Genomic DNA, 22,367 nt, shown 5'->3' with positions numbered 1-22,367 from the left:
GCCGAGCCCCGCCAGCCGAGCGCACCCCCACCCCCTACACAAACCCCGAAGGGCCGGTCGGATCACCCGACCGGCCCTTCGATGCAGTGACGCGCTCAGACCCGCGAAGGCTCCGCGGCCCCGGCAGCCCCGGCAGCCACCGCGTCGGACGGCGCCGCGGCCTCCTCGGCCGCCAGCTCCCGGCGCACCTCCTCCAGCGAGGGGTTGTTCCAGGCGCTGGCGACGCCCCAGTAGTAGAAGGCCAGAGCGATCGCGGCCACGATCAGCAGGTCCCAGCCCTCGGGCAGGTAGCCCTGCCCGCCGAAGTCGGTGCTGCCGGCCCAGGAGATCCCGGCCATCACGAACAGGTAGGCGACCATCCAGGCGCCCGCCTTCAGGTGCGGCTTCAGCTCGACGAACGGCTTGCGCAGCTCGTACCAGGCCCAGATCGGCAGACCGGCGGCCATCAGCAGGATGACCTTGCCGGTGAGCGGCCAGCGGGCCCAGTACAGGACCAGCGAGCCGAAGACCATCGCGACCGGCGCGATCACCGGCATGGCCTTGAGCTTCACCGGACGCTTCAGGTCCGGGGCGAGGCGGCGCAGCGCCATCACGGCGACCGGCCCGGTGATGTACGAGATCACGGTGGCCACCGAGACGATCTCGGCCAGCGAACCCCAGCCGCGGAAGACCGCGAGGAACAGGAAGGCGACCACCAGGTTCAGCAGCAGCGCCGGACGCGGGATGCCGGTCTTGGCGTCGACCTTGCCGAAGACCTTCGGCAGGTGGCCGTTCTCCTGCACGCCGTGGATCATGCGCGAGGTGGTGGCGGCGTAGATCATGCCGGTGCCGGACGGCGAGATGAAGGCGTCCGCGTACAGCAGGATCGCGAGCCAGTTCAGGCCCCAGGCGATCGCCAGGTCGGCCAGCGGCGAGGTGTACGCGAGGCTGCTCCAGCCCTTCGACAGGTCACTGCTCGGGATGGCGCCGAGGAACGCGATCTGCAGCGCGACGTAGATCACCAGGGCGATCAGGATCGAGCCGATGACGGCCTTCGGCAGCGACTTGCCCGGGTTGCGGGCCTCACCGGCCAGGTTCAGCGGCGACTGGAAGCCGTTGAAGGCCCAGACGATGCCGGAGACCGCGACGGCGGTGAAGACCGCGCTCCACCCGTTCGGCGCGAAGCCGCCGGGGTTGGTGAAGTGGGAGCTGTCGAAGTGCGCGAAGAGCAGCGCGCCGGCGGTCAGCGTCGGCACGACGACCTTGAAGACGGTGATCGCGGTGTTGGTCTTGGCGAACAGCGTGATCGCGAACCAGTTGAGGACGAAGTACACGATCAGCAGCACACTGGCGAGCGCCACGCCGCTGAGGGTGAGCTCCTTGCCGTCGTACAGGTTCTTGGCCCAGTCGAAGTGCCAGGAGCTCATGTACTGCACGGAGGCGGTGGCCTCGCCCGGGATGACCGAGACGATGGCGATCCAGTTGGCCCAGGCGGCCAGGTAGCCGGCCAGCGAACCGTGCGAGTACTGGCCGTACCGGACCATGCCGCCGGCCTTGGGGAACATCGAGCCCAGCTCGCTGTAGGTGAGGGCGATGGTCAGTGCCACGGCGGCGCCGATCACCCAGGCCAGGATCGAGGCGGGACCGGCCAGCTTGGCGGCCCGCTCGGCACCGAACAACCAGCCGGATCCGATGATCGACCCCAGCCCGACCGCGGTCAGGCTGATCGTGCCGAGCGATCGCCGGTAGTTCTGATGCGATGCCGTCGACGATTCAGGCTCACTCAACGTATCGGTCCTCTCGCTCGGGGTTCATCGGGTGGTGTCGGAGCTTTTACGGTTTTGAGTCGGTATTCCGGACAAACCCCAGCAGCCTATGGTTCGAAATGGGGCGAATACCTCAGAGGAAGCTCAAGCCGCCCGATCGTTGCCATCTCGTGTCCGGTTTCCGGACGGGCGGACCCCATGGAGGGGTTGACGTCACGCCGCGCAGGCGGTGGATCAAGGATCGGACCAGGGAAGTCGAACCGGCGGGGAAGCCGAACTCGAGGGGAAGTCGAACTCGCAGGGAAGTCGAACCGGGAAAAAGAAAATTCCCCGCGGGTTCCTTTCGGATCCCACGGGGAATTCGGTTGTGTCCGAGGGGGGACTTGAACCCCCACGCCCGATAAAGGGCACTAGCACCTCAAGCTAGCGCGTCTGCCATTCCGCCACCCGGACGGGGTGTGTGCTTCAGGGGTTTTTCTCTCGCCCCCTCGGCGACAGAGAGAACATTACCAGGGTTCTGGAGTGCTTCTCACCTGCGTTTCCTCGGCCCGATGTTCGCGAGCCCGCCCGGGCGCGCGGCCGGTGGGCACCCGAGGTCTGGCCGGACTGGCTGGGACGGCTCGCCAGGGTGCTCGAACCCTGGCCGAAGCGGTGGCGAGCGCGAAGCAAGCGGTCGGTTTCAGAGCCGTGATCGATCGACTCGGGTCGGAACCGATCCGACACGGGCAAGTTGTCGACGGTGCCACGGCCGCACCGACCGCTCTCCTAGCCTCTGTGGACCGAGGGCGCCATGAGCGGATCGCCTGATTCCCGGGTCGCGGACGAAGGGCGGCTGGACGTGGAGCAGATCAGCGGAACGGCGGAGGCCGAACAGAGACGCGGCAGCCAGGGCGGCGCGCGCACCGACGCCGGCCACCCGGACGGGCCCGACCGACCCGACCGGCCCGAGAATCCCGAGCAACCGGAGCAATCGGAGCAGCCCGACCAGCGGGGCCGGCCCGGCCGACTCACGAGGCCTGACCGGGGACCCGGACGAAAACCGGGCCGGAAGGCCTCCGGCGGCCCCGCCGAGGGCGTCTGGCGCTTCCGGGTGCCCGCCGAGGGGGCCTCCGTGCCGCGTACCCGGCACGCGGTCCGGGACCGCCTGCTGGCGCAGGGCATGGCCGGGGTGCGCTACCAGGAGCTGGTGGACGACCTGCTGCTGATCGTCTCCGAGCTGGTCAGCAACGCCGTGACGCACGCCGCCGAGCTGTCACCCGAGGTGATCACCGAGCTGTCGGTGCGGCGCGGCTGGGTGCGGGTGTCGGTGGAGGACGGTGATCCGTACCACCCGAAGGCCCTGGAGAGTGACACCGGACGCACCGGTGGGCGCGGCTTGCTGCTGGTGAAGAGCGTGACCCTGCAGGCCGGCGGGGTGTGCGACGTCGAACGCACGGGGGAGGGCGGCAAGGTCATCTGGGCCTCGCTGCCCGTCCCCCCGGAGCCCGAGCACTGACGGGCGCACTCGGGGCAGCGTGGCCGCCAGGGGAGCGTGGCCGCCGACCCGGCAGCTGGCGGCGCTCAGCGGAGCACGGCCGGCAGCGTCCGGAGCAATGCGGCTCTCGAGTCGAAAGCCGACCCGGAGGCCGACCCGAAAGCCGACCCGGAAACCGACCGCCCTACCAGTCGCGCCCGGCGATCTCCCGGATCCCCGGCAGCGCCGCCTCGAAGACCGTCTCGAACCACACCGAGAACGGCCGTTCCGCCCGCAGCTCCCGTAGCTCCTGCGCGGTCACGAAGGCGAAGTCGTCCACCTCGTCCGGGTTGGGTGCGACCGGAGCGGTGACCAGACCCACGAACAGGTGGTTCCACTCCCGCTCGATCAGCCCGGAGGCCTCGTCCGGCAGGTCGTAGCGGACCGTCCCCGCCTCGCAGAGCAGCGCCGGTGCGACGCCCAGCTCCTCGGCGGTGCGCCGGGCGGCGGCCACGAAGGGCGGCTCGTCCGGGTACGGGTGCCCGCAGCAGGTGTTCGACCAGACGCCGGGGGAGTGGTACTTGCCGAGCGCCCGGCGCTGCAGCAGCAGTCGGCCCTGGCGGTCGAAGAGGAACACCGAGAAGGCCCGGTGAAGTCGGCCGGGCTGCTGGTGGGCCCAGAGCTTCTCGGCGGTGCCGATCGTGACACCCTCGTCGTCGACCAGTTCCAGCAGGATCTCGGTGCCCGTGGGGGCGGTGGACAGGCCCCGTGGGTCGACCGTCACGTCTGTCTCCACGTTGAGACCGGTGTCGATCTCGGCGTCGAAATGTGTCGGTTCGGTCGGCAGACTCTGGGGCATGAGGCCTCTTTCGGGGGCGGGGGCAACGGAAGCATCGGGTGCGTCGTGTGCATCGGGTGGAGTGCAGCGGACACAGCGGGGGCACCGGCGCCGGCGTCGGGCTCCAGTCTGCCGTATGGGTGGCGGTCGGGACGGGTCCCACGCACAACCGGGCGGATCACGACCTGCAGGAGTCCGGATCCGGGCAGAGAAGGGTCCGGGACGCCCTCGGAAGGGTCATTCGATTCGCAGAACCGTTCGGAACCCGTTCGAGGTCCGTTCGGTCACGGCTCGATCACCTCACCGTCACCTGGCCGCCACCGGGCGCGTTCGGGTCGATCGCCCGGGTCGCCTACCATCACTTACGACACGCTGCCCGGATCTGTGCCGGTACCGGCGCGCCGCCGCCCGGCCGGGTCGAACACCGGTCCGGCGCACCGGAGCGTCGCCGAACCGTCGGCACGTCCCCGCGCGCACAGCACGACGCACGACGGATCAGGAGACCCCGCATGATCGGCCTCGTTCTGGCAGCCGGCGCCGGCCGCCGGCTGCGCCCGTACACCGACACCCTGCCCAAGGCGCTGGTGCCGGTCGACGGGGAGCGGACCGTCCTGGACCTCACCCTGGGCAACTTCGCCGAGGTCGGACTGCGCGAGGCCGCGATCGTCGTGGGCTACCGCAAGGAGGCGGTGTACGACCGCAAGGACGCCCTGGAGGACAAGTACGGCGTCAAGCTCCACCTGGTCGAGAACGACAAGGCCGAGGAGTGGAACAACGCCTACTCGCTCTGGTGCGCCCGTGAGCTGTTCTCCGAGGGCCTGCTGCTGGCCAACGGCGACACCGTCCACCCGGCCTCGGTCCAGCGCACCATGTTGGAGGGCAACCGGCGCCTCGCCGAGAGCGGCCGGGCCCCCGGCATCCTGCTCGCCCTCGACACGGTGAAGAAGCTCGCCGACGAGGAGATGAAGGTCGTCGTCGACCCGGCCGCCGGCATGCGCCGCATCACCAAGCTGATGGACCCGGCCGAGGCCACCGGCGAGTACATCGGCGTCACCGTGATCAACCCCTCCGCCGCCGCCGACCTGACCGACGCGCTGCGCGCCACCTACGAGCGCGACCCGCAGCTGTACTACGAGGACGGCTACCAGGAGATGGTCAACCGGGGCCTTCGGATCGACGTGCAGCCGATCGGCGAGGTGTCCTGGGTCGAGGTCGACAACCACGACGACCTGGCGAAGGCGCGGGAGATCGCGTGCCAGTACTGACCCGACTGGTCCCGTCGCCGCTGTTCGCGGAGATCCGCCCGGGCGCGCTGGACGCGCTCGGCGGCATCCTCGCGGACCAGCGGCTGTCGGCCTCGGGCCGGATCGCGGTGGCGATCAGCAACGGCTCCGGCGCCGTGATGCGCGAGCGCCTGGAGCCCGCCCTGCCCGGCGCCGACTGGTACAACGTGGACGACGGCAGCCTCGACAGCGCGGTGCGCTTCGCCGAGGAGATGCGCGGCAAGCACTACGACGCGGTCGTCGGCCTCGGTGGCGGCAAGATCATCGACGCCGCCAAGTACGCCGCCGCCCGGGTCGGCCTGCCGGTGGTCGCGGTGGCGACCAACCTGGCCCACGACGGCATCTGCTCGCCGGTCTCCACGCTCGACAACGACGCCGGCCGGGGCTCCTACGGCGTGCCCGGCCCGATCGGCATCATCGTCGACCTGGACGTGATCCGGCAGGCCCCACAGCGCTTCGTGGCGGCCGGCATCGGGGACGTCGTCTCCAACATCTCGGCCTGCGCGGACTGGGAGTTGTCGCACGCCGTCACCGGCGAACCGGTGGACGGACTGGCCGTCGCGATGGCCCGCTCGGCGGGCGAGAACCTGCTGCGGCACCCAGGAAGCACTCAGGATCAGGACCTCCTGACGGCCCTCGCGGAAGCCCTGGTACTGTCCGGCATCGCGATGAACATCGCGGGCAGCACCCGGCCTTCCTCGGGCGCCTGCCACGAGATCTCGCATGCCCTGGACGTGCTGTACCCCAAGCGTTCCGCCCAGCACGGCGAACAGGTGGGCCTCGGTGCCGCGTTCGCCAGCTACCTGCGGGGCGAGCGCGAGCTGACCGGTCTGATCGTGGAGCGCCTGGCGAGCCACGGGCTGCCGGTGACCGCAGCTCAGATCGGTTTCACCGAGGCGGAGTTCACCGAAGCTGTGCACTACGCTCCGAACACCCGTCCGGGGCGCTTCACCATCCTGGAACACCTCGACCTCTCCCCTTCCGCAATCAGGGACGCGTACGCCGACTATGTCCAAGCCGTCAACAGCTGACCCCTCCACCGCGGGCGCGCGGCCCCCGGTGGACCTGACCCGCCGGCCCTCGATCGAGGAACTGCGCGCGGTGATCCACCCGGAGGGCATGCTCCAGCGCCGCAGTGCCGAGCACTGGGCCGGGCGCCTGTACATGCGGAAGATCTCGCTGCGGATCACCCGCGTGCTGTCCACCATGACAGCGATCACGCCCAACGGCCTGACCTACCTGATGATGTTCACCGGCATCCTGGCCGGTGCCGCGCTGGTCGTCCCGGGCATCGCCGGCGCGATCCTGGGCGCCCTGCTGATCCAGGTCTACCTGCTGCTGGACTGCGTGGACGGCGAGGTGGCCCGCTGGCGCCGGCAGACCTCGCTCACCGGTGTCTACCTGGACCGGGTCGGCCACTACATGTCCGAGGCGGCCCTGCTGACCGGCCTCGGCCTGCGCGCCACCGACCTGCTGCACCGTGAGGGCCACGGCTCGCACTGGGAGTGGGCGTTCCTGGGCACGCTGGCCGCGCTCGGCGCCATTCTGATCAAGTCCGAGACGGACCTGGTGGACGTGGCCCGCGCCCGCAGCGGCATGACGGCGGTCGAGGACAGTGCCTCGGTGCCGCGCTCCGCCTCGGTGGCCAAGGCCCGCCGGGCGGCCTCCGTGCTGAAGTTCCACCGCCTGGTCGGCGCGGTCGAGGCCTCGCTGTTCATCCTGGCGGCCGGGATCGCCGACGCCGTGCACGGCGGGCTGTTCTTCACCCGGCTCGCGGTCGTGGTGCTGGCGGCGATCGCCATGCTGCAGACCGTGCTGCACCTGCTGAGCATCGTCCTGTCGAGCAGGCTGCGATGAACGGGCGGAGCGAGTTCATGATCGAGAGGTGCGCGTGGGCGAATGCCCTCGCCGAGTGCAGCGAGGCGAGCGCATGAGTGTTCCCACCACTGCGGAGAGCTTCCGTCTCGGCGTCGTCATCATCACCATGGGCAACCGGCCCGCCGAGCTCAACGCCCTGATCGACTCCGTCCGCGCCCAGGAGGGCCCGGCCGTCGAGTTCGCCGTGGTCGGCCAGGGCGCCGAGCTGCCCCCGCTGCCGGAGGGCGTGCGCAGCGTCGAGCTGCCGGAGAACCTCGGCATCCCGGGCGGGCGCAACGTCGGCATCGAGCTGTTCGGGCCGGACGGCCGGGACGTGGACGCCGTCCTCTTCCTGGACGACGACGGTCTGCTGCCGCGCACCGACTCGGCCCGCCTGCTGCGCGAGGCCTTCACCACCGACCCGGAGCTGGGCATCGTCTCCTTCCGGATCGAGGACCCGGACACCGGTGTCACCCAGCGCCGGCACGTCCCCCGGCTGCGCGCCAGCGACCCGATGCGCTCCTCCCGGGTGACCACCTTCCTGGGCGGCGCGAGCGCCGTGCGCTGCAAGGTGTTCGAGCAGGCCGGGCAGCTGCCCGCCGAGTTCTTCTACGCCCACGAGGAGACCGACCTCGCGTGGCGCGCGCTGGACGCGGGCTGGGCCATCGACTACCGGTCCGACGTGGTGCTGCACCACCCGGCCACCTCGCCGGCCCGGCACGCCGCCTACTTCCACAACGTGGCCCGTAACAGGGTCTGGCTTGCGAGGCGGAACCTTCCGGCCCCGTTGGTGCCTCTCTATCTGGGAACCTGGTTTCTGCTGACCGTGGCCCGACGCCCCTCCGCCGAGGGACTGAAGGCCTGGTTGGGCGGATTCCGGGCGGGTTTCCGCGAACCCTGCGGTCCGCGGAAGCCCATGCGATGGCGTACCGTCTGGCGACTGACCAAGATGGGCCGACCTCCGATCATCTGATTTGATCAGGTGATCGATCGCCACGGCCGGTGACCACACACCGGTCGGAATCCCCCCGTGATCCCAGTGGATCCCCATCGGCGCAAGGCCGGCGGACCCCCGCCGACCGGCCGCCCCGACCGATCCCGCGTGAAGGACGAATGTGTCGACAGTGAGTGAACCCGTCAGCCTCTCAGCCCCGAGGGGGGCGGACGCGGGCCTGACCCCCAAGCAGCTTGCGGACAAGTACCGTCTGTCGGTGAGCGGCGCACGGCCCGGTCTGTTCGCCTACACCAAGCAGCTCTGGGCCCGGCGCCACTTCATCTGGGCCTTCGCCACCGCCCGCCTGGTGGCCCAGTACACCGATGCCAAGCTCGGGCAGCTGTGGCAGGTCGTGACCCCACTGCTCAACTGCGGTGTGTTCTACCTGGTCTTCGGCGTCATCCTGAAGAGCAAGGACAACTTCCCGCCGAACACCTACATCGCCTGGCTCTGCATCGGCGTCTTCGTCTTCCAGTTCACGCAGAACGCGGTGCAGTCCGGCACCCGGGCGATCTCCGACAACCTCGGCCTGATCCGCGCGCTGCACTTCCCGCGCGCCAGCCTGCCGATCGCCTTCACCGTGATCCAGCTCCAGCAGCTGCTGATCTCGATGATCGTGCTGGTCGTCACCGTGCTGGCGGCGGGCATCACGCCGGGCAAGACCTGGCTGCTGATCGTCCCGGCGCTGTTCCTGCAGACCCTGTTCAACACCGGCGTCTCACTGATCTTCGCCCGGATCGGTTCCAAGACCAGCGACATCTCGCAGCTGATCCCGTTCGTGATGCGCGCCTGGATGTTCCTTTCCGGTGTGATGTTCAGCATCCAGGACAAGATCTCGACCTGGCCGCACTACATCCAGACGATCATGGCCCTCAACCCGGCCTCGGTCTACATGGACCTGCTCCGGCACGCCTTCGCGCCGATCATCTACAACAAGCACCAGTCCGCGCACCAGACCATCCCGCCGCACCAGTGGACGTACGGTCTGGCCTGGGGCGTCGGCATGTTCGTCATCGGATACGTCTTCTTCTGGAAGGCCGAGGAGGAGTACGGCCGTGGCTGACACCGACCTGAGCAAGCGCGACGCCGTCCCGGCCTCGAACGTCGCCCGCGAGCCCACCGTCGTCGTCGACGACGTGCACATCGTCTACCGGGTGCACGGCGCCGGCTCCGGCAAGGGCAGCGCCACCTCGGCGCTGAGCCGCATCATCAGCCGCAAGCGCGCCGCCGGCGTGCGCGAGGTGCACGCGGTGAAGGGCATCAGCTTCACCGCCTACAAGGGCGAGGCCGTCGGCCTGATCGGCTCCAACGGCTCCGGCAAGTCGACCATGCTGGCCGCCATCGCGGGCCTGCTGCCGACCGAGAAGGGCGGCATCTACACCAACGGCCAGCCCTCGCTGCTGGGCGTCAACGCGGCCCTGATGAACGAGCTGACCGGTGAGCGCAACGTCATCCTGGGCTGCCTGGCGATGGGCATGACCCCGGCCCAGGTGAAGGCGCGCTACCAGGACATCGTCGACTTCTCCGGAATCAACGACAAGGGCGACTTCATCTCCCTGCCGATGCGCACCTACTCCTCCGGCATGGGCGCCCGCCTGCGCTTCTCGATCGCCGCCGCCAAGGCCCACGACGTGCTGCTGATCGACGAGGCGCTGGCCACCGGTGACCAGGCCTTCCAGCAGCGCAGCAAGCGGCGCATCGACGAGCTGCGCGGGTCCGCCGGTACGGTCTTCCTGGTCAGCCACGACAACAACTCGATCCGCGAGGTCTGCGAGCGGACCATCTGGATCGAGGCCGGCGAGCTGATCATGGACGGCCCGACCGAGGAGGTCGTCGGCCGTTACGAGCGCGGCGAGCGTCCGTAAACCCGGCTGCGAGAATTCCTGGCTCCGAAGGGCCGGCTCCGGAATACTCCGGAGCCGGCCCTTCGGCATGCGGGTCACCGGTCCCCCAGGTGGCCCGCCGCCGCGGGGGTGAGCGCCCCCGTGCGCCGGGCGGGGCGCTCTTCTCGGGCGCGCCCCGTGGTGTCAGGCTGTAGGCGCGGGGGTGGTGTGCCGTAGGTGACGCCCGCGCTCGGACGCGTGTCCGAGTCGGACCGGTGATACCCGGCGGTGTAGAACGGGGGAGTGACAGCAGTGTCGGCTTCGGCCCAGCCCAGTGATACGCCGGTGAACCCGTCCGCGGGACAGACCCTGGAGAAGGCGGGTGCGGAGAACTTCCCGGTCGCCCCGTTCTTCCTGCCCGCGGCCTGGCGCGACGACCTGATGAGGGTCTACGGCTTCGCCCGGCTGGTCGACGACGCCGGCGACGGCGACCTGGCCGACCCGGCCGCCACCGCCGCCCTGCTCGGGGTCGAGCAGCGGCCCCCCGCCACCCCTTCGGACCAGTCCGGCCCGCCGAGCCCGGCGGAGGTCGCCTTCCGGCTCGCCCTGCTCGACGGGCTGGAGCGCGACCTCGACCAGGTCTTCGAGACCACTCTGCACCCCGGCGGCGCCGACCGACCCCGCCACCCGCTGCTGCGGGCGCTCGTCCCGCTGGTCGACAAGCGCAACCTCACCCCCGAGCCGTTCCGCCGTCTGATCGAGGCCAACCGGGTGGACCAGACCACCACCCGCTACGCCACCTACGACGACCTGATCGGCTACTGCAGGCTCTCCGCCGACCCGGTCGGCCGCCTGGTGCTCGCCATCGCGGGGGTCGCCACCCCCGAGCGGATCGCGCTGTCGGACGCCGTCTGCAGCGGCCTCCAGGTGGTCGAGCACCTGCAGGACGTGGCCGAGGACCTGTCCCGCGGCCGGATCTACCTCCCCACCGAGGACCTCGAACGCTTCGGCGTCACCGAGGCCGAGCTCGCCGCCCCCAGCGCGAACGGGGCGGTGCGGGAGCTGATCGCCTTCGAGGCCGAACGGGCCCGCACCCTGCTCGACCGCGGCGCACCATTGGTAGGTACGGTTCGGGGGAGGCTTCGACTGCTCCTGGCGGGATTCACCGCCGGCGGCTACGCGGCCCTGGCGGCCGTCGAGGACGCCGGGTACGACGTACTCGCCCAGCAGGCGAAGCCGGACAAGCGCCGCCTCGCAGCGAAGGCGGCGGCCATCTTCGCGAAGGGAAGGTGAACGCCCGAGTGGCGGCATCACCACTGGCGTCGGCCCAGGTCATGGCGGCGTACCGGTACTGCGAGGCAGTAACCGGGATGCAGGCGCGCAACTTCAGCTACGGCATCCGGCTGTTGCCCGAGCCCAAGCGGCTGGCCATGTCGGCCCTGTACGCCCTCGCCCGCCGGGTGGACGACATCGGCGACGGCGACCTCCCGGACGACCGTAAGGCCGAGGCGCTGCTGCGTACCCGGGAACTGGTGGACGAGGTCCGCTCCGGGGCGGTGGCCGAGGACGACACCGACCCGATCAAGGTCGCCCTGGCCGACACGGCCCGGCGCTTCCCGATCCCGCTCGGCGGCTTCGACGAGCTGATCGACGGCGTCGAGATGGACCTCAAGGGCGCCGAGTACCAGACGTACGAGGAGCTGAAGGTCTACTGCCGCTGTGTGGCCGGCGCGATCGGCCGGCTCTCGCTGGGCGTGTACGGCTGCGACGACCCCGAGCGCGGGGCCCGGTACGCGGACACCCTGGGCCTGGCCCTGCAGCTCACCAACATCCTGCGCGACCTGCGCGAGGACGCCCTGAACGGCCGCACCTACCTGCCCACCGAGGACCTGGTCCGGTTCGGCTGCGAGCAGGGCTTCGCGCTGCCCAAGCCGCCGGTCGGCGCCGACTTCACCGGCCTGGTGGCCTTCGAGGCCGCCCGCGCCCAGGCCGCGTTCGAGGAGGGCCTGCGGCTGCTGCCGATGCTCGACCGCCGCAGCCGGGCCTGCACCGCCGCGATGGCCGGGATCTACCACCGGCTGCTCGGTCGGATCGCCGCCGACCCCGAGTCGGTGCTGCGCGGTCGGGTCTCGCTGCCGGGCTGGGAGAAGGCGTACGTGGCGCTTTCCGGGCTCGCCGGGGGGCGTTCTTGATTCTTGCCACAGTTCTGTCACGCTGTGTCAGCGGGGAATCACATCCGGGTAGAGCCGTGTTGACCACGTTGACCACGACCGGGTCGACCACGACGGCGCCGACCGTCTGCGTGCCGGCCACAGCGACCGCCACCGCGCGGTCCTGCGACTTCGAGGGGGAGGGCCGATGACCGGGCGAGCCGATGCCGCGCGCCCGGCCGCCGTCGTGGTCGGCGGCGGCCTGGCCGGGATCACCGCCGCCCTGCGGCTGGCCGAGGCCGGCCACGACGTCACCCTCGCCGAGGGTCGGCCCCGGCTCGGCGGGCTGGCCTTCTCCTTCCAGCGCGGCGAGCTGACCGTCGACAACGGCCAGCACGTCTTCCTGCGCTGCTGCACCGCCTACCGCGGCCTGCTGGAACGTCTCGGCGCCACCCGGATGACCCACCTGCAGGAGCGCCTGGACGTCCCGGTGCTCTCCGCCACTGGCCCCGTCGAGGCCCCGGTGCGCACCCTGGGCCGACTGCGCAGGGCCGGCCTGCCGGTCCCGCTGCACCTGGCCGGCAGCCTCGCCCGCTACCCGCACCTGTCGGCGGCCGACCGCGCCCGGGTGGTCCGCGGCGCGCTCGCCCTCAAGGGCCTGGACCTCGATGACCCGGCGCTGGACCGGCTCTCCTTCGGAGAGTGGCTGCGCCGCAACGGGCAGAACGCCGCCACCACGGCCGCGCTGTGGGACCTGGTCGGCATCGCCACCCTGAACGCCCGGGCCGACCAGGTGTCGCTGGCGCTCGCCGCCAAGGTGTTCAAGACCGGCCTGCTCTCCGACCCGGGCGCCGCCGACATCGGCATCGCCGCCGTCCCGCTCGGCGTGATCCACCACGACCGGGCGCTCGCCGAGCTGGAACGCGCCGGCGTGAAGGTGCGGCTACGTGCCCGGGTCGCGGAACTCAAGCCGGCCGAGCCCCAGCACGCCGTCCGGCTGGAGAGCGGGGAACTGCTCACCGCCGACACCGTGGTGTTGGCCGGCGCCCAGGACACCGCGGCCGCCCTGCTGCCGCCGGGGGCCGTGTCCCAACGGCTGGCCGACTTCGGCACCGCGCCGATCCTCAACGTGCACGTGGTATACGACCGCAAGGTGCTGCGCCGGCCCTTCTTCGCCGCGCTCGACTCCCCGGTCCAGTGGGTCTTCGACCGCACCACCCACTCCGGCCTGGCCGGCACCTCGATCGGCCGGGCCCACCCCGGCGCCCAGTACCTGGCACTCTCCCAGTCCGCCGTCCAGGACGAGATCGACCTGCCGGTGGCCGAACTGCGCCGCCGCTACCTGCCCGAGTTGGCCCGGCTGCTGCCGGCCGCAGCCGGGGCCGAGGTGCTGGACTTCTTCGTCACCCGGGAGCGCGCCGCCACCTTCGACGGCGCCCCGGGCACCGCCGTACTGCGCCCGTCGGCCGCGACGGCCGTCGCCGGTCTGCTGCTGGCCGGCTCGTGGACGGCCACCGGCTGGCCCGCGACCATGGAGGGCGCCGTGCGCAGCGGCCACGCCGCCGCCGACGCCGCGCTCACCGCGGCCGGCGCCCGGGTACCGGTGGACCGCGGTGACGGGAGGTGGCCCAGGTGACGGCGGGCCCCTGCGCCGGAGAGCCCGCGAGAGCCGACGGGCGTACTGTCGGCCGCACCGGCCCGACCGGCCGCACCGACACCGTTCGCTTCGGCACCACCATCGACACCAGCCGTACCGACAGCACCCGGCCGCCCCGTGCGGTCCGGCACCACGAGGGAGAGGGAACGCACGTGGAGTCACGCACCGGCTTCGCCGTCGGAGGCACGGCGCACGCCGAACCGGTCTCGGTGCCGGAGCTGCTCGCCCGCAGCCGTACGCTCTGCACCCCGCCGCTGCGGGCCGCCGTCGCCCGGTTGGCCGCACCGATGGACACCGTCGCGGCGTACCACTTCGGCTGGATCGACCGGGACGGCACCCCGGTCGAGGGGGACGGCGGCAAGGCGGTGCGCCCGGCGCTGGCGCTGCTGTCCGCCCAGGCCACCGGTGCGGTGGCTGAGGTGGGCGTGCCCGGTGGGGTGGCCGTTGAACTGGTGCACAACTTCTCCCTCCTCCATGATGATCTGATGGACGGTGACGAGACCCGGCGGCATCGGGCCACAGCCTGGACGGTCTTCGGACCGGCCCAGGCGATCCTGGCCGGCGACGCCCTGGCCACGCTCGGCACGGAGGTGCTGCTCGACGCCGCGGTGACCGGTGGCACGAGCCCCGCCGACGCCGTGCGCGCCGTCCGGCTGCTCACCACGGCGACCCGCCGGCTGATCGACGGCCAGGCCATGGACGTCGCCTTCGAGCAGCGCGACAGCGTCACCGTGGCCGAGTGCCTGGAGATGGAGGGCGGCAAGACGGCGGCACTGCTGGCCGCCGCCTCGGCGATCGGCGCCGTGCTGGCCGGGGCCGACGACAAGGTCTCCGACGCGCTCGAGCGCTACGGCCACCACCTGGGCCTGGCCTTCCAGGCGGTGGACGACCTGCTCGGCATCTGGGGCGCGACCGAGGTCACCGGCAAGCCGCACTGGGGCGACCTGCGCCAGCGCAAGAAGTCCCTCCCGGTCGCCGCCGCGCTGGCCGAGGGCGGCCAGGCCTCGCGTCGGCTGGCCGAGCAGCTGGCGGACCCGAAGGGCCGGGGCGAGGAGAGCGAGCCCGAGCTCGCCGCCCGGGCCGCGCTGATCGAGGAGGCCGGCGGTCGGGCCTGGACCCAGGAGGAGGCCCGCCGCCAGCACACGACTGCCCTCGCCGCCCTGGACGAGGTGCCCATGTCCGACGGGGTGCGCGAGCACTTCGTCGCACTCGCCGAATTCGTGGTGGTACGAGAGAGGTGACGTTACGTTGACAGCAACCGCGGACGGCCGGCTCGACCCTGAGTACGATCCCGAGCCGGTCGCGGTGGGCGACCGCCCCCCGACCCTGCTGGGCACGGGGCGGTGGCAGCCCGAGGACACCGACCAGCTCCGGCCGGCCGGTGAGGCGGAACTCCGGCCCGCCGACGCGCGCGAGGCCCTGGCGCGCGCCACCACCCACCTGCTCTCGCTGCAGTCCTCCGAGGGCTGGTGGAAAGGCGACCTGGAGACCAACGTCACCATGGACGCCGAGGACTTACTGCTCCGCCAGTTCCTGGGCATCAGGACCGAGGAGCAGACCCGGGCCACCGCCGAGTGGATCCGCTCACAGCAGCGGGAGGACGGCACCTGGGCCACCTTCCACGGCGGGCCGCCCGAGCTGTCCACCACCGTCGAGGCGTACGTCGCCCTCAAGCTCGCCGGCGACGACCCGGACGCCCCGCACATGCTCGCCGCCGCCCGCTACGTCCGCTCCGCCGGGGGCATCGCGGCCGCCCGGGTGTTCACCCGGATCTGGCTCGCGCTCTTCGGCTGGTGGCCCTGGGCGCGGCTGCCGGAGATGCCGCCCGAGATCATCTTCCTGCCCAAGTGGCTGCCGCTGAACATCTACGCCTTCGGCTGCTGGGCCCGCCAGACCATCGTCCCGCTGACCGTCGTCTCGGCCCACCGCCCGGTCCGTCCGGCCCCCTTCGCGCTCACCGAGCTGCACACCGACCCGGACCACCCCTACCCCGACCGGCCGCTCGCCCCCGCCACCAGCTGGGACGGCATGTTCGAGCGCCTCGACAAGGCGCTGCACGCCTACCACCGCCGGGCCTTCCGGCCGCTGCGCCGACTCGCCGTCTCCCAGGCCTGCCGCTGGATCGTCGAGCGGCAGGAGGCCGACGGCTGCTGGGGCGGCATCCAGCCCCCGGCCGTCTACTCGCTGATCGCCCTGCACCTGGAGGGCTACGAGCTGGAGCACCCGGTGGTGAAGGCCGGGCTCTCCTCCTTCGACCGCTTCACCGTGCACACCGAGGACGGCATGCGCTGGATGGAGGCCTGCCAGTCCCCGGTCTGGGACACCTGCCTGGCCACCATCGCGCTGGTCGACGCCGGGGTGCCGGCCGACCACCCGGCGCTGGTCTCCGCCGTCGACTGGATGCTCGGCGAGGAGATCCGCAAGCGCGGCGACTGGTCCGTCCAACGGCCCGGGCTGCCGGCCGGCGGCTGGGCCTTCGAGTTCGAGAACGACACCTACCCCGACATCGACGACACCGCCGAGGTGGTGCTCGCGCTGCGCCGGGTCGCCCACCCCGACCCGGCCAAGGTCGACGCGGCGATGGACCGGGGCGTGCTCTGGAACCTCGGCATGCAGTCCAAGAACGGCGCCTGGGGCGCCTTCGACGTCGACAACACCAGCGTGCTGCCCAACAAGCTGCCGTTCTGCGACTTCGGCGAGGTGGTCGACCCGCCGTCCGCCGACGTCACCGCCCACGTGGTGGAGATGCTCGCCGAGACCGGCCGGGCCCGGGACCCGCGGACCCGGCGGGGCATCGAGTGGCTGCTGCGCAACCAGGAGGCGGACGGCTCCTGGTTCGGCCGTTGGGGCACCAACTACATCTACGGCACCGGCTCGGTGCTGCCCGCCCTGGTGGCGGCCGGCGTCCCGGACGAGCACCCGGCGATCCGCCGGGCGGTGCGCTGGCTGGAGGACCGGCAGAACGCCGACGGCGGCTGGGGCGAGGACATGCGCTCCTACGACGACCCGGCGCGCTGGGCCGGGCGGGGCGACTCCACCGCCTCGCAGACCGCGTGGGCGCTGATGGCGCTGCTCGCGGCCGGCGAGGGCCCGGACGGCCGGGCCAACCCGGCGGTGGAACGCGGTGTGGACTGGCTGGTGCGCACCCAGCTGCCCGAAGGCACCTGGGACGAGCCGCAGTTCACCGGCACCGGCTTCCCGTGGGACTTCTCCATCAACTACCACCTGTACCGACTGGTCTTCCCGGTCACCGCGCTCGGCCGCTACCTCAACGGCACCCCGGGCCGGGCGAAGCCGAGCGGTACCCCGGCGATCGGGGCGGCGCGGTGACCACCGCCCCCCTGCTGGTGCTCTGCGCGCTGGGCCCCGAGGTGTGGGCGCTGCGCGGCGGTGACTGGCGCGGCGCCGCCGGTGGGCCGCCGGTGCTGGTGCGCACCGGGGTCGGCCGACGGCGGGCCGGGCTGGCCGTCCGACGGCTGCTCAACTCCGCCCCGGGCGGCTACGGCGCGGTCGTGGTGGCCGGCTTCGGCGCCGCCGTCGGCCCGGGTGTGGCGCCGGGTGACGTGGTCGCCGCAGACGGCGTGCGCGACGCCGAGGGCCACCTGTACCCGGTCGACTCCGGGCCGGAGCTGGCCCGGGCGCTCAAGGAGTACGGCCTGACCACCCACACCGGGGTGCACCACACCGCCGACCACGTGGTGCGCGGCATCGAGCGGCGCGCCCTGCACCTGCAGGGCGCCCTCGCCGTCGACATGGAGGCCGTCGCCGTCCTGGCCGCACTGCGGGAGGTGCGCCCGGCGTTGCCCGTCGCCGTCCTGCGGGTGGTGGTGGACACCCCCGAGCGCGAGCTGCTGCGGCCCGGCACCCTCCCGGCCGGGGTGCGCGCCTGGCGGAGCCTGCGGGCGACGGTACCCGCCCTGGTCGACTGGTACCGACAGGAGCCCGGGACCGGCTCCGCAGACCCGAACCACCCCACATCCTCGACGCTCCCCCAGGAGGCGAGCTAGCCATGGCCATGCCGTTGCGCCAGACCGTGCGGGTCGGCACCTACCTGATGCAGCAGAAGCTGTTCAAGCGACGGGACAAGTTCCCGCTGATCGTCGAGCTGGAACCGCTGTTCGCGTGCAACCTCGCCTGTGAGGGCTGCGGCAAGATCCAGCACCCGGCCGGTGTGCTCAAGCAGCGGATGCCCGTCGCGCAGGCGGTCGGCGCGGTCCTGGAGTCGGGTGCCCCGATGGTCTCGATCGCCGGCGGCGAGCCGCTGATGCACCCGCAGATCGACGAGATCGTGCGGCAACTGGTCGGGCACCGCAAATACGTCTTCCTCTGCACCAACGCGCTGCTGCTGCGCAAGAAGATCGACAAGTTCAAGCCCTCGCCGTACTTCACCTTCGCGGTGCACATCGACGGCCTGCGCGAGCGGCACGACGAGTCGGTGGCCAAGGAGGGTACCTTCGACGAGGCGGTGGCCGCGATCAAGGAGGCCAAGCGGCGCGGGTTCCGGGTCACCACCAACAGCACCTTCTTCAACACCGACACCCCGCAGACCGTCATCGACGTCCTCGACTACCTCAACGACGAGTTGAAGGTGGACGAGATGATGATCTCCCCGGCCTACGCCTACGAGAAGGCGCCCGACCAGGAGCACTTCCTCGGCGTCGAGCAGACCCGGGAGCTCTTCCGCAAGGCCTTCGCCGGCGGCAACCGCAAGCGCTGGCGCCTCAACCACAGCCCGCTCTTCCTGGACTTCCTGGAGGGCAAGGCCGACTTCGAGTGCACCCCCTGGGGCATCCCCAACTACTCGCTGTTCGGCTGGCAGCGACCCTGCTACCTGATGGCCGACGGCTACGTGCCGACGTACCGCGAACTGGTCGAGAAGACCGACTGGAGCAAGTACGGCCGCGGCAAGGACCCGCGCTGCGAGAACTGCATGGCCCACTGCGGCTACGAGCCGACCGCCGTCCTCGCGACCATGGGCTCGCTCCAGCAGTCGCTGCGCGCCATCACCGAGACCGTCAGCGCCAACCGCGGGCACTGAGCCCGGTTGAGCTCCCGTCCGGCCCGGGCCGCGGTGCCCGGGCCGGCCCCGCCCTTCCCCCGGGGGCGGAGGCACCACCGCACCACTTCGAGTCGTGAGGTGTACCCATGTCACTGCTCTCCCGCGTCACGTCCCCGGCCGAGCTGCGCAAGCTCCCCACACCGGAACTCCCGCTGCTCGCCGAGGAGATCCGCGACTTCCTGATCGACGCCGTCACCCGCACCGGCGGCCACCTCGGGCCCAACCTCGGCGTGGTGGAGCTGACCATCGCGCTGCACCGGGTCTTCGACTCGCCGTACGACCGGATCGTCTTCGACACCGGGCACCAGAGCTACGTCCACAAGCTGCTCACCGGCCGCCAGGACTTCTCGGAACTGCGGACGAAGGGCGGGCTGTCCGGCTACCCCTCGCGCGCCGAGTCCGAACACGACCTGGTCGAGAACTCGCACGCCTCCACCGCGCTCTCCTACGCCGACGGACTCGCCAAGGCCGCCAGGCTGCTCGGCCAGCACGACCGGCACACCGTCGCGGTGATCGGCGACGGCGCGCTCACCGGCGGGCTCGCCTGGGAGGCGCTCAACAACATCGCCGAGGCCCGCGACCGGCCGCTGGTCATCGTCGTCAACGACAACGAGCGCTCCTACGCCAAGACCATCGGTGGCCTGGCCAACCACCTGGCCACCCTGCGCACCACCCAGGGCTACGAGCGCTTCCTCGCCCTCGGCAAGGAGGCGCTGCAACGCACCCCGCTGGTCGGTCAGCCGATCTTCGACGCGCTGCACGGCGCCAAGAAGGGGTTCAAGGACGCCTTCGCTCCGCAGGGCATGTTCGAGGACCTCGGGCTCAAGTACCTCGGACCGATCGACGGCCACGACCTGGGCGCGGTCGAACAGGCGCTGCGCCAGGCCAGGAACTTCGGCGGCCCGGTCATCGTGCACTGCCTGACCGTCAAGGGGCGCGGCTACCTGCCCGCCGAGCAGGACGAGGCCGACCGCTTCCACGCCGTCAACCCGATCGACCCGTACACCTGCCTGCCGATCTCGCCCAGCGCCGGGGTCTCCTGGACCTCCGTGTTCGGCGAGGAGCTGGTCGAGATCGGCGCCGAGCGGCCCGACCTGGTGGCGATCACCGCCGCGATGCTCCAGCCGGTCGGGCTGGGGCCGTTCGCCAAGGCGTACCCGGACCGGACCTTCGACGTCGGGATCGCCGAGCAGCACGCCGTCACCAGCGCGGCCGGCCTGGCCATCGGCGGGCTGCACCCGGTGGTCGCGGTGTACGCGACCTTCCTCAACCGGGCCTTCGACCAGGTACTGATGGACGTCGCCCTGCACCGGCTGGGCGTCACCTTCGTGCTCGACCGCTCCGGGGTGACCGGGCCGGACGGCGCCTCGCACAACGGCATGTGGGACATGTCGATCCTCCAGGTCGTCCCCGGCCTGCGGCTGGCCGCGCCGCGCGACGCCGACCAGCTGCGCGCCCAGCTGCGCGAGGCCGTCGAGGTCGAGGACGCGCCCACCGTGGTCCGCTTCCCCAAGGGGAACGTCGGGCCCGCCGTCGCGGCGATCGAACGGATCGGCGGGACGGACGTGCTGCTGCGCACCGGCGCGGAGCCGGAGATCCTGCTGATCGCGGTCGGCACCACCGCCTCCGCCTGCCTGGACGCCGCGCGGCTGCTGCTCGCCGAGGGCTTCACCGCGACCGTGGTCGACCCGCGCTGGGTCAAGCCGGTCGACCCGGCGCTGCCCGAACTCGCCTCCGCCCACCGGCTGGTGGTCACGGTCGAGGACAACGGCCGTACCGGAGGCGTCGGTTCGGCCGTCTCCCAGGCGCTGCGCGACGCCGACGTGGACGTCCCGGTGCGGGTGCTCGGCCTGCCGCAGGAGTTCCTCGGCCACGCCGCGCGCGGGGAGATCCTGGAGGAGACCGGCCTGACCGGGACCGGGGTCGCCGCCCAGACCGCCGTCTTCGCCAAGAAGCTGCTACCGACCCGAGGAGCGAACCCGCGCCATGTCGGCTGACCCAGACCGCCCCGCCTTCGACCTCGCCGCCCTCATCGCCGAACGAGGCGCCGAGCGCTACGAGTTGCACAGCCGCTACCTCAACCCGCAGCTGCCGCGGATGCTCCACACCATCGGCTTCGACAAGTACTACGACCGCGCCAAGGGCCAGTACTTCTACGACGCCGAGGGCAACGAGTACCTCGACATGCTGGCCGGCTTCGGCATCTTCGCGCTCGGCCGCCACCACCCGGTGGTGCGCTCGGCGATCCAGCAGGTGATGGACCTGGACCTGCCGGACCTGGTCCGCTTCGACTGCTCGCCGCTGCCCGGGCTGCTGGCCGAGCGGCTGCTGTCGTACGCGCCCGGGCTGGACCGGGTGTTCTTCGGCAACAGCGGCACCGAGGCGGTGGAGACCGCGCTCAAGTTCGCCCGGTACGCCACCGGGCGCAAGCGGATCCTCTACGCCGACCACGCCTTCCACGGGCTGACCACCGGCTCGCTCTCGGTCAACGGGGAGAGCGGCTTCCGCAAGGGCTTCGACCCGCTGCTGCCGGACACCGCCATCCCGCTCGGCGACATCGGCGCGCTGGCCAAGGAACTGAAGCGCGGCGACGTCGCGGCGCTGATCGTCGAACCGATCCAGGGCAAGGGCGTCCAGGCGCCGCCGCCCGGCTGGCTGCGCGCGGCCCAGGCGCTGCTGCACGAGCACAGGGCGCTGCTGATCTGCGACGAGGTGCAGACCGGGATCGGCCGCACCGGCGGGTTCTTCGCCTACCAGAGCGAGGAGGGCGTGCTGCCCGACCTGGTCTGCGTGGCCAAGGCGCTCTCCGGCGGGTACGTGCCGGTCGGGGCGACGCTCGGCAAGGGCTGGATCTTCGAGAAGGTGTACTCCTCGATGGACCGGGTGCTGGTGCACTCGGCCAGCTTCGGGTCCAACGCCCAGGCCATGGCGGCGGGGCTGGCGACCCTGGAGGTGATGCGCGACGAGAAGGTGGTCGAGAACGCCCGACGGGTCGGCGACCGGTTCCGTGAGCGGCTGACCGCGCTGGTCGACAAGTACGAGCTGCTCGCCGAGGTACGCGGCCGCGGGCTGATGATCGGCATCGAGTTCGGCCGGCCCAGGTCGCTGAAGCTGCGCACCGGGTGGACGGCGCTGCAGGCGGCGCGCAAGGGGTTGTTCGCGCAGATGGTGGTCGTGCCGCTGCTGCAGCGGCACCGGATTCTGACCCAGGTGTCCGGTGACCATCTGGAAGTGATCAAGCTGATTCCGCCGCTGATCATCACCGATCAGGATGTGGACCGGTTCGTCGATGCGTTCACCGAGATCATGGACGAGGCCCACCGGGGGAACGGCCTGATGTGGGACTTCGGACGGACGCTGGTGAAGCAGGCGGTCGGCAACCGCTGACGGTCGGCCCTGGAGCCGGGGGGGGGGGGGGGGGGGGGGGGGGGGGGGGCCCCCCCCCCCCCCCCCCCCCCCCCCCCCGCGGCCCCCCCCCCCCCCCCCCCCCCCCCCCCCCCCACACCCC

Annotated in this window: 18 protein-coding genes and 1 tRNA gene; 16 read left to right on the top strand and 3 right to left on the bottom strand. The window is 71.7% G+C overall.

Features of this window, described 5'->3' with window-relative positions:
• Positions 1–95 precede the first annotated feature (95 nt).
• Positions 96–1,766: an APC family permease gene (locus tag ACH4E7_RS05270; RefSeq protein ID WP_396247633.1), complete on the bottom strand. Its 1,671-nt coding sequence runs from the start codon at positions 1,764–1,766 to the stop codon at positions 96–98.
• Positions 1,767–2,113: 347 nt separating this feature from the next.
• Positions 2,114–2,198, bottom strand: a tRNA-Leu gene (locus tag ACH4E7_RS05265).
• A gap of 637 nt (positions 2,199–2,835) precedes the next feature.
• Here ACH4E7_RS05265 and ACH4E7_RS05260 point away from each other — a divergent pair.
• Entirely contained in the window at positions 2,836–3,240 is a 405-nt protein-coding gene (locus ACH4E7_RS05260; RefSeq protein ID WP_396247887.1) for an ATP-binding protein, read from the top strand.
• A 163-nt stretch (positions 3,241–3,403) separates the two neighbouring features.
• On the opposite strand, the gene idi is transcribed toward ACH4E7_RS05260, so the two are convergent.
• The gene (gene idi / locus ACH4E7_RS05255; protein WP_396247632.1) at positions 3,404–4,057 is read right to left on the bottom strand and encodes an isopentenyl-diphosphate Delta-isomerase; all 654 of its coding nucleotides are present in this window, start codon (positions 4,055–4,057) and stop codon (positions 3,404–3,406) included.
• 488 nt (positions 4,058–4,545) lie between these two features.
• On the opposite strand from idi, the gene ACH4E7_RS05250 reads away from it, so the two are divergent.
• From ACH4E7_RS05250 to ACH4E7_RS05180, 15 genes are all read left to right on the top strand, one after another.
• A complete protein-coding gene (locus ACH4E7_RS05250; protein WP_396247631.1) occupies positions 4,546–5,301 on the top strand; it encodes a sugar phosphate nucleotidyltransferase in 756 nt (251 codons plus the stop codon).
• Positions 5,289–6,350 (top strand): iron-containing alcohol dehydrogenase family protein, encoded by a 1,062-nt coding sequence (locus tag ACH4E7_RS05245; RefSeq protein ID WP_396247630.1) that lies wholly within the window; start codon positions 5,289–5,291, stop codon positions 6,348–6,350. The genes ACH4E7_RS05250 and ACH4E7_RS05245 overlap by 13 nt, the downstream gene beginning before the upstream one ends.
• 88 nt (positions 6,351–6,438) lie before the next feature.
• Positions 6,439–7,176, top strand: a complete 738-nt coding sequence (locus ACH4E7_RS05240) for a CDP-alcohol phosphatidyltransferase family protein (protein WP_355670715.1) — start codon at positions 6,439–6,441, stop codon at positions 7,174–7,176.
• 73 nt (positions 7,177–7,249) lie between these two features.
• The gene (locus ACH4E7_RS05235; RefSeq protein WP_396247629.1) at positions 7,250–8,149 is read left to right on the top strand and encodes a glycosyltransferase family 2 protein; all 900 of its coding nucleotides are present in this window, start codon (positions 7,250–7,252) and stop codon (positions 8,147–8,149) included.
• Between the two features lie 142 nt (positions 8,150–8,291).
• A complete protein-coding gene (locus ACH4E7_RS05230) occupies positions 8,292–9,233 on the top strand; it encodes an ABC transporter permease (protein WP_396247628.1) in 942 nt (313 codons plus the stop codon).
• Complete coding sequence (locus tag ACH4E7_RS05225) at positions 9,226–10,035, top strand: ABC transporter ATP-binding protein (RefSeq protein WP_396247627.1); 810 nt, start codon at positions 9,226–9,228, stop codon at positions 10,033–10,035. The genes ACH4E7_RS05230 and ACH4E7_RS05225 overlap by 8 nt, the downstream gene beginning before the upstream one ends.
• Positions 10,036–10,338: 303 nt before the next feature.
• A complete protein-coding gene (hpnC, locus tag ACH4E7_RS05220; protein ID WP_396247626.1) occupies positions 10,339–11,286 on the top strand; it encodes a squalene synthase HpnC in 948 nt (315 codons plus the stop codon).
• A gap of 41 nt (positions 11,287–11,327) precedes the next feature.
• Positions 11,328–12,185 carry a presqualene diphosphate synthase HpnD gene (gene hpnD, locus ACH4E7_RS05215; protein WP_396247886.1) on the top strand — a complete coding sequence of 286 codons (858 nt, stop codon included), beginning with the start codon at positions 11,328–11,330 and terminating at the stop codon, positions 12,183–12,185.
• Between the two features lie 166 nt (positions 12,186–12,351).
• On the top strand, positions 12,352–13,779 hold the full coding sequence (gene hpnE, locus ACH4E7_RS05210; RefSeq protein ID WP_396247625.1) for a hydroxysqualene dehydroxylase HpnE: 1,428 nt from the start codon (positions 12,352–12,354) through the stop codon (positions 13,777–13,779).
• A 173-nt stretch (positions 13,780–13,952) separates the two neighbouring features.
• Positions 13,953–15,041, top strand: coding sequence for a polyprenyl synthetase family protein (locus ACH4E7_RS05205; protein ID WP_396247624.1), 1,089 nt, complete (start codon positions 13,953–13,955; stop codon positions 15,039–15,041).
• 64 nt (positions 15,042–15,105) lie between these two features.
• Positions 15,106–17,130: a squalene--hopene cyclase gene (gene shc / locus ACH4E7_RS05200; RefSeq protein WP_396247885.1), complete on the top strand. Its 2,025-nt coding sequence runs from the start codon at positions 15,106–15,108 to the stop codon at positions 17,128–17,130.
• Positions 17,127–17,807, top strand: a complete 681-nt coding sequence (locus ACH4E7_RS05195; protein WP_396247623.1) for a 1-hydroxy-2-methyl-2-butenyl 4-diphosphate reductase — start codon at positions 17,127–17,129, stop codon at positions 17,805–17,807. The genes shc and ACH4E7_RS05195 overlap by 4 nt, the downstream gene beginning before the upstream one ends.
• Before the next feature lie 2 nt (positions 17,808–17,809).
• Positions 17,810–18,838, top strand: coding sequence for an adenosyl-hopene transferase HpnH (hpnH, locus tag ACH4E7_RS05190; RefSeq protein WP_396247622.1), 1,029 nt, complete (start codon positions 17,810–17,812; stop codon positions 18,836–18,838).
• 107 nt (positions 18,839–18,945) lie between these two features.
• Positions 18,946–20,856, top strand: coding sequence for a 1-deoxy-D-xylulose-5-phosphate synthase (gene dxs / locus ACH4E7_RS05185; RefSeq protein ID WP_396247621.1), 1,911 nt, complete (start codon positions 18,946–18,948; stop codon positions 20,854–20,856).
• Positions 20,846–22,246 (top strand): aspartate aminotransferase family protein, encoded by a 1,401-nt coding sequence (locus ACH4E7_RS05180; RefSeq protein WP_396247620.1) that lies wholly within the window; start codon positions 20,846–20,848, stop codon positions 22,244–22,246. The genes dxs and ACH4E7_RS05180 overlap by 11 nt, the downstream gene beginning before the upstream one ends.
• Positions 22,247–22,367 lie beyond the last annotated feature (121 nt).

The sequence above is a fragment of the Kitasatospora sp. NPDC018058 genome, assembly GCF_044327205.1.
Taxonomy (GTDB): Bacteria; Actinomycetota; Actinomycetes; order Streptomycetales; family Streptomycetaceae; genus Kitasatospora.
Note: the sequence above shows the minus strand (reverse complement) of the source record. Positions and strands in the feature narration are given on the sequence as shown.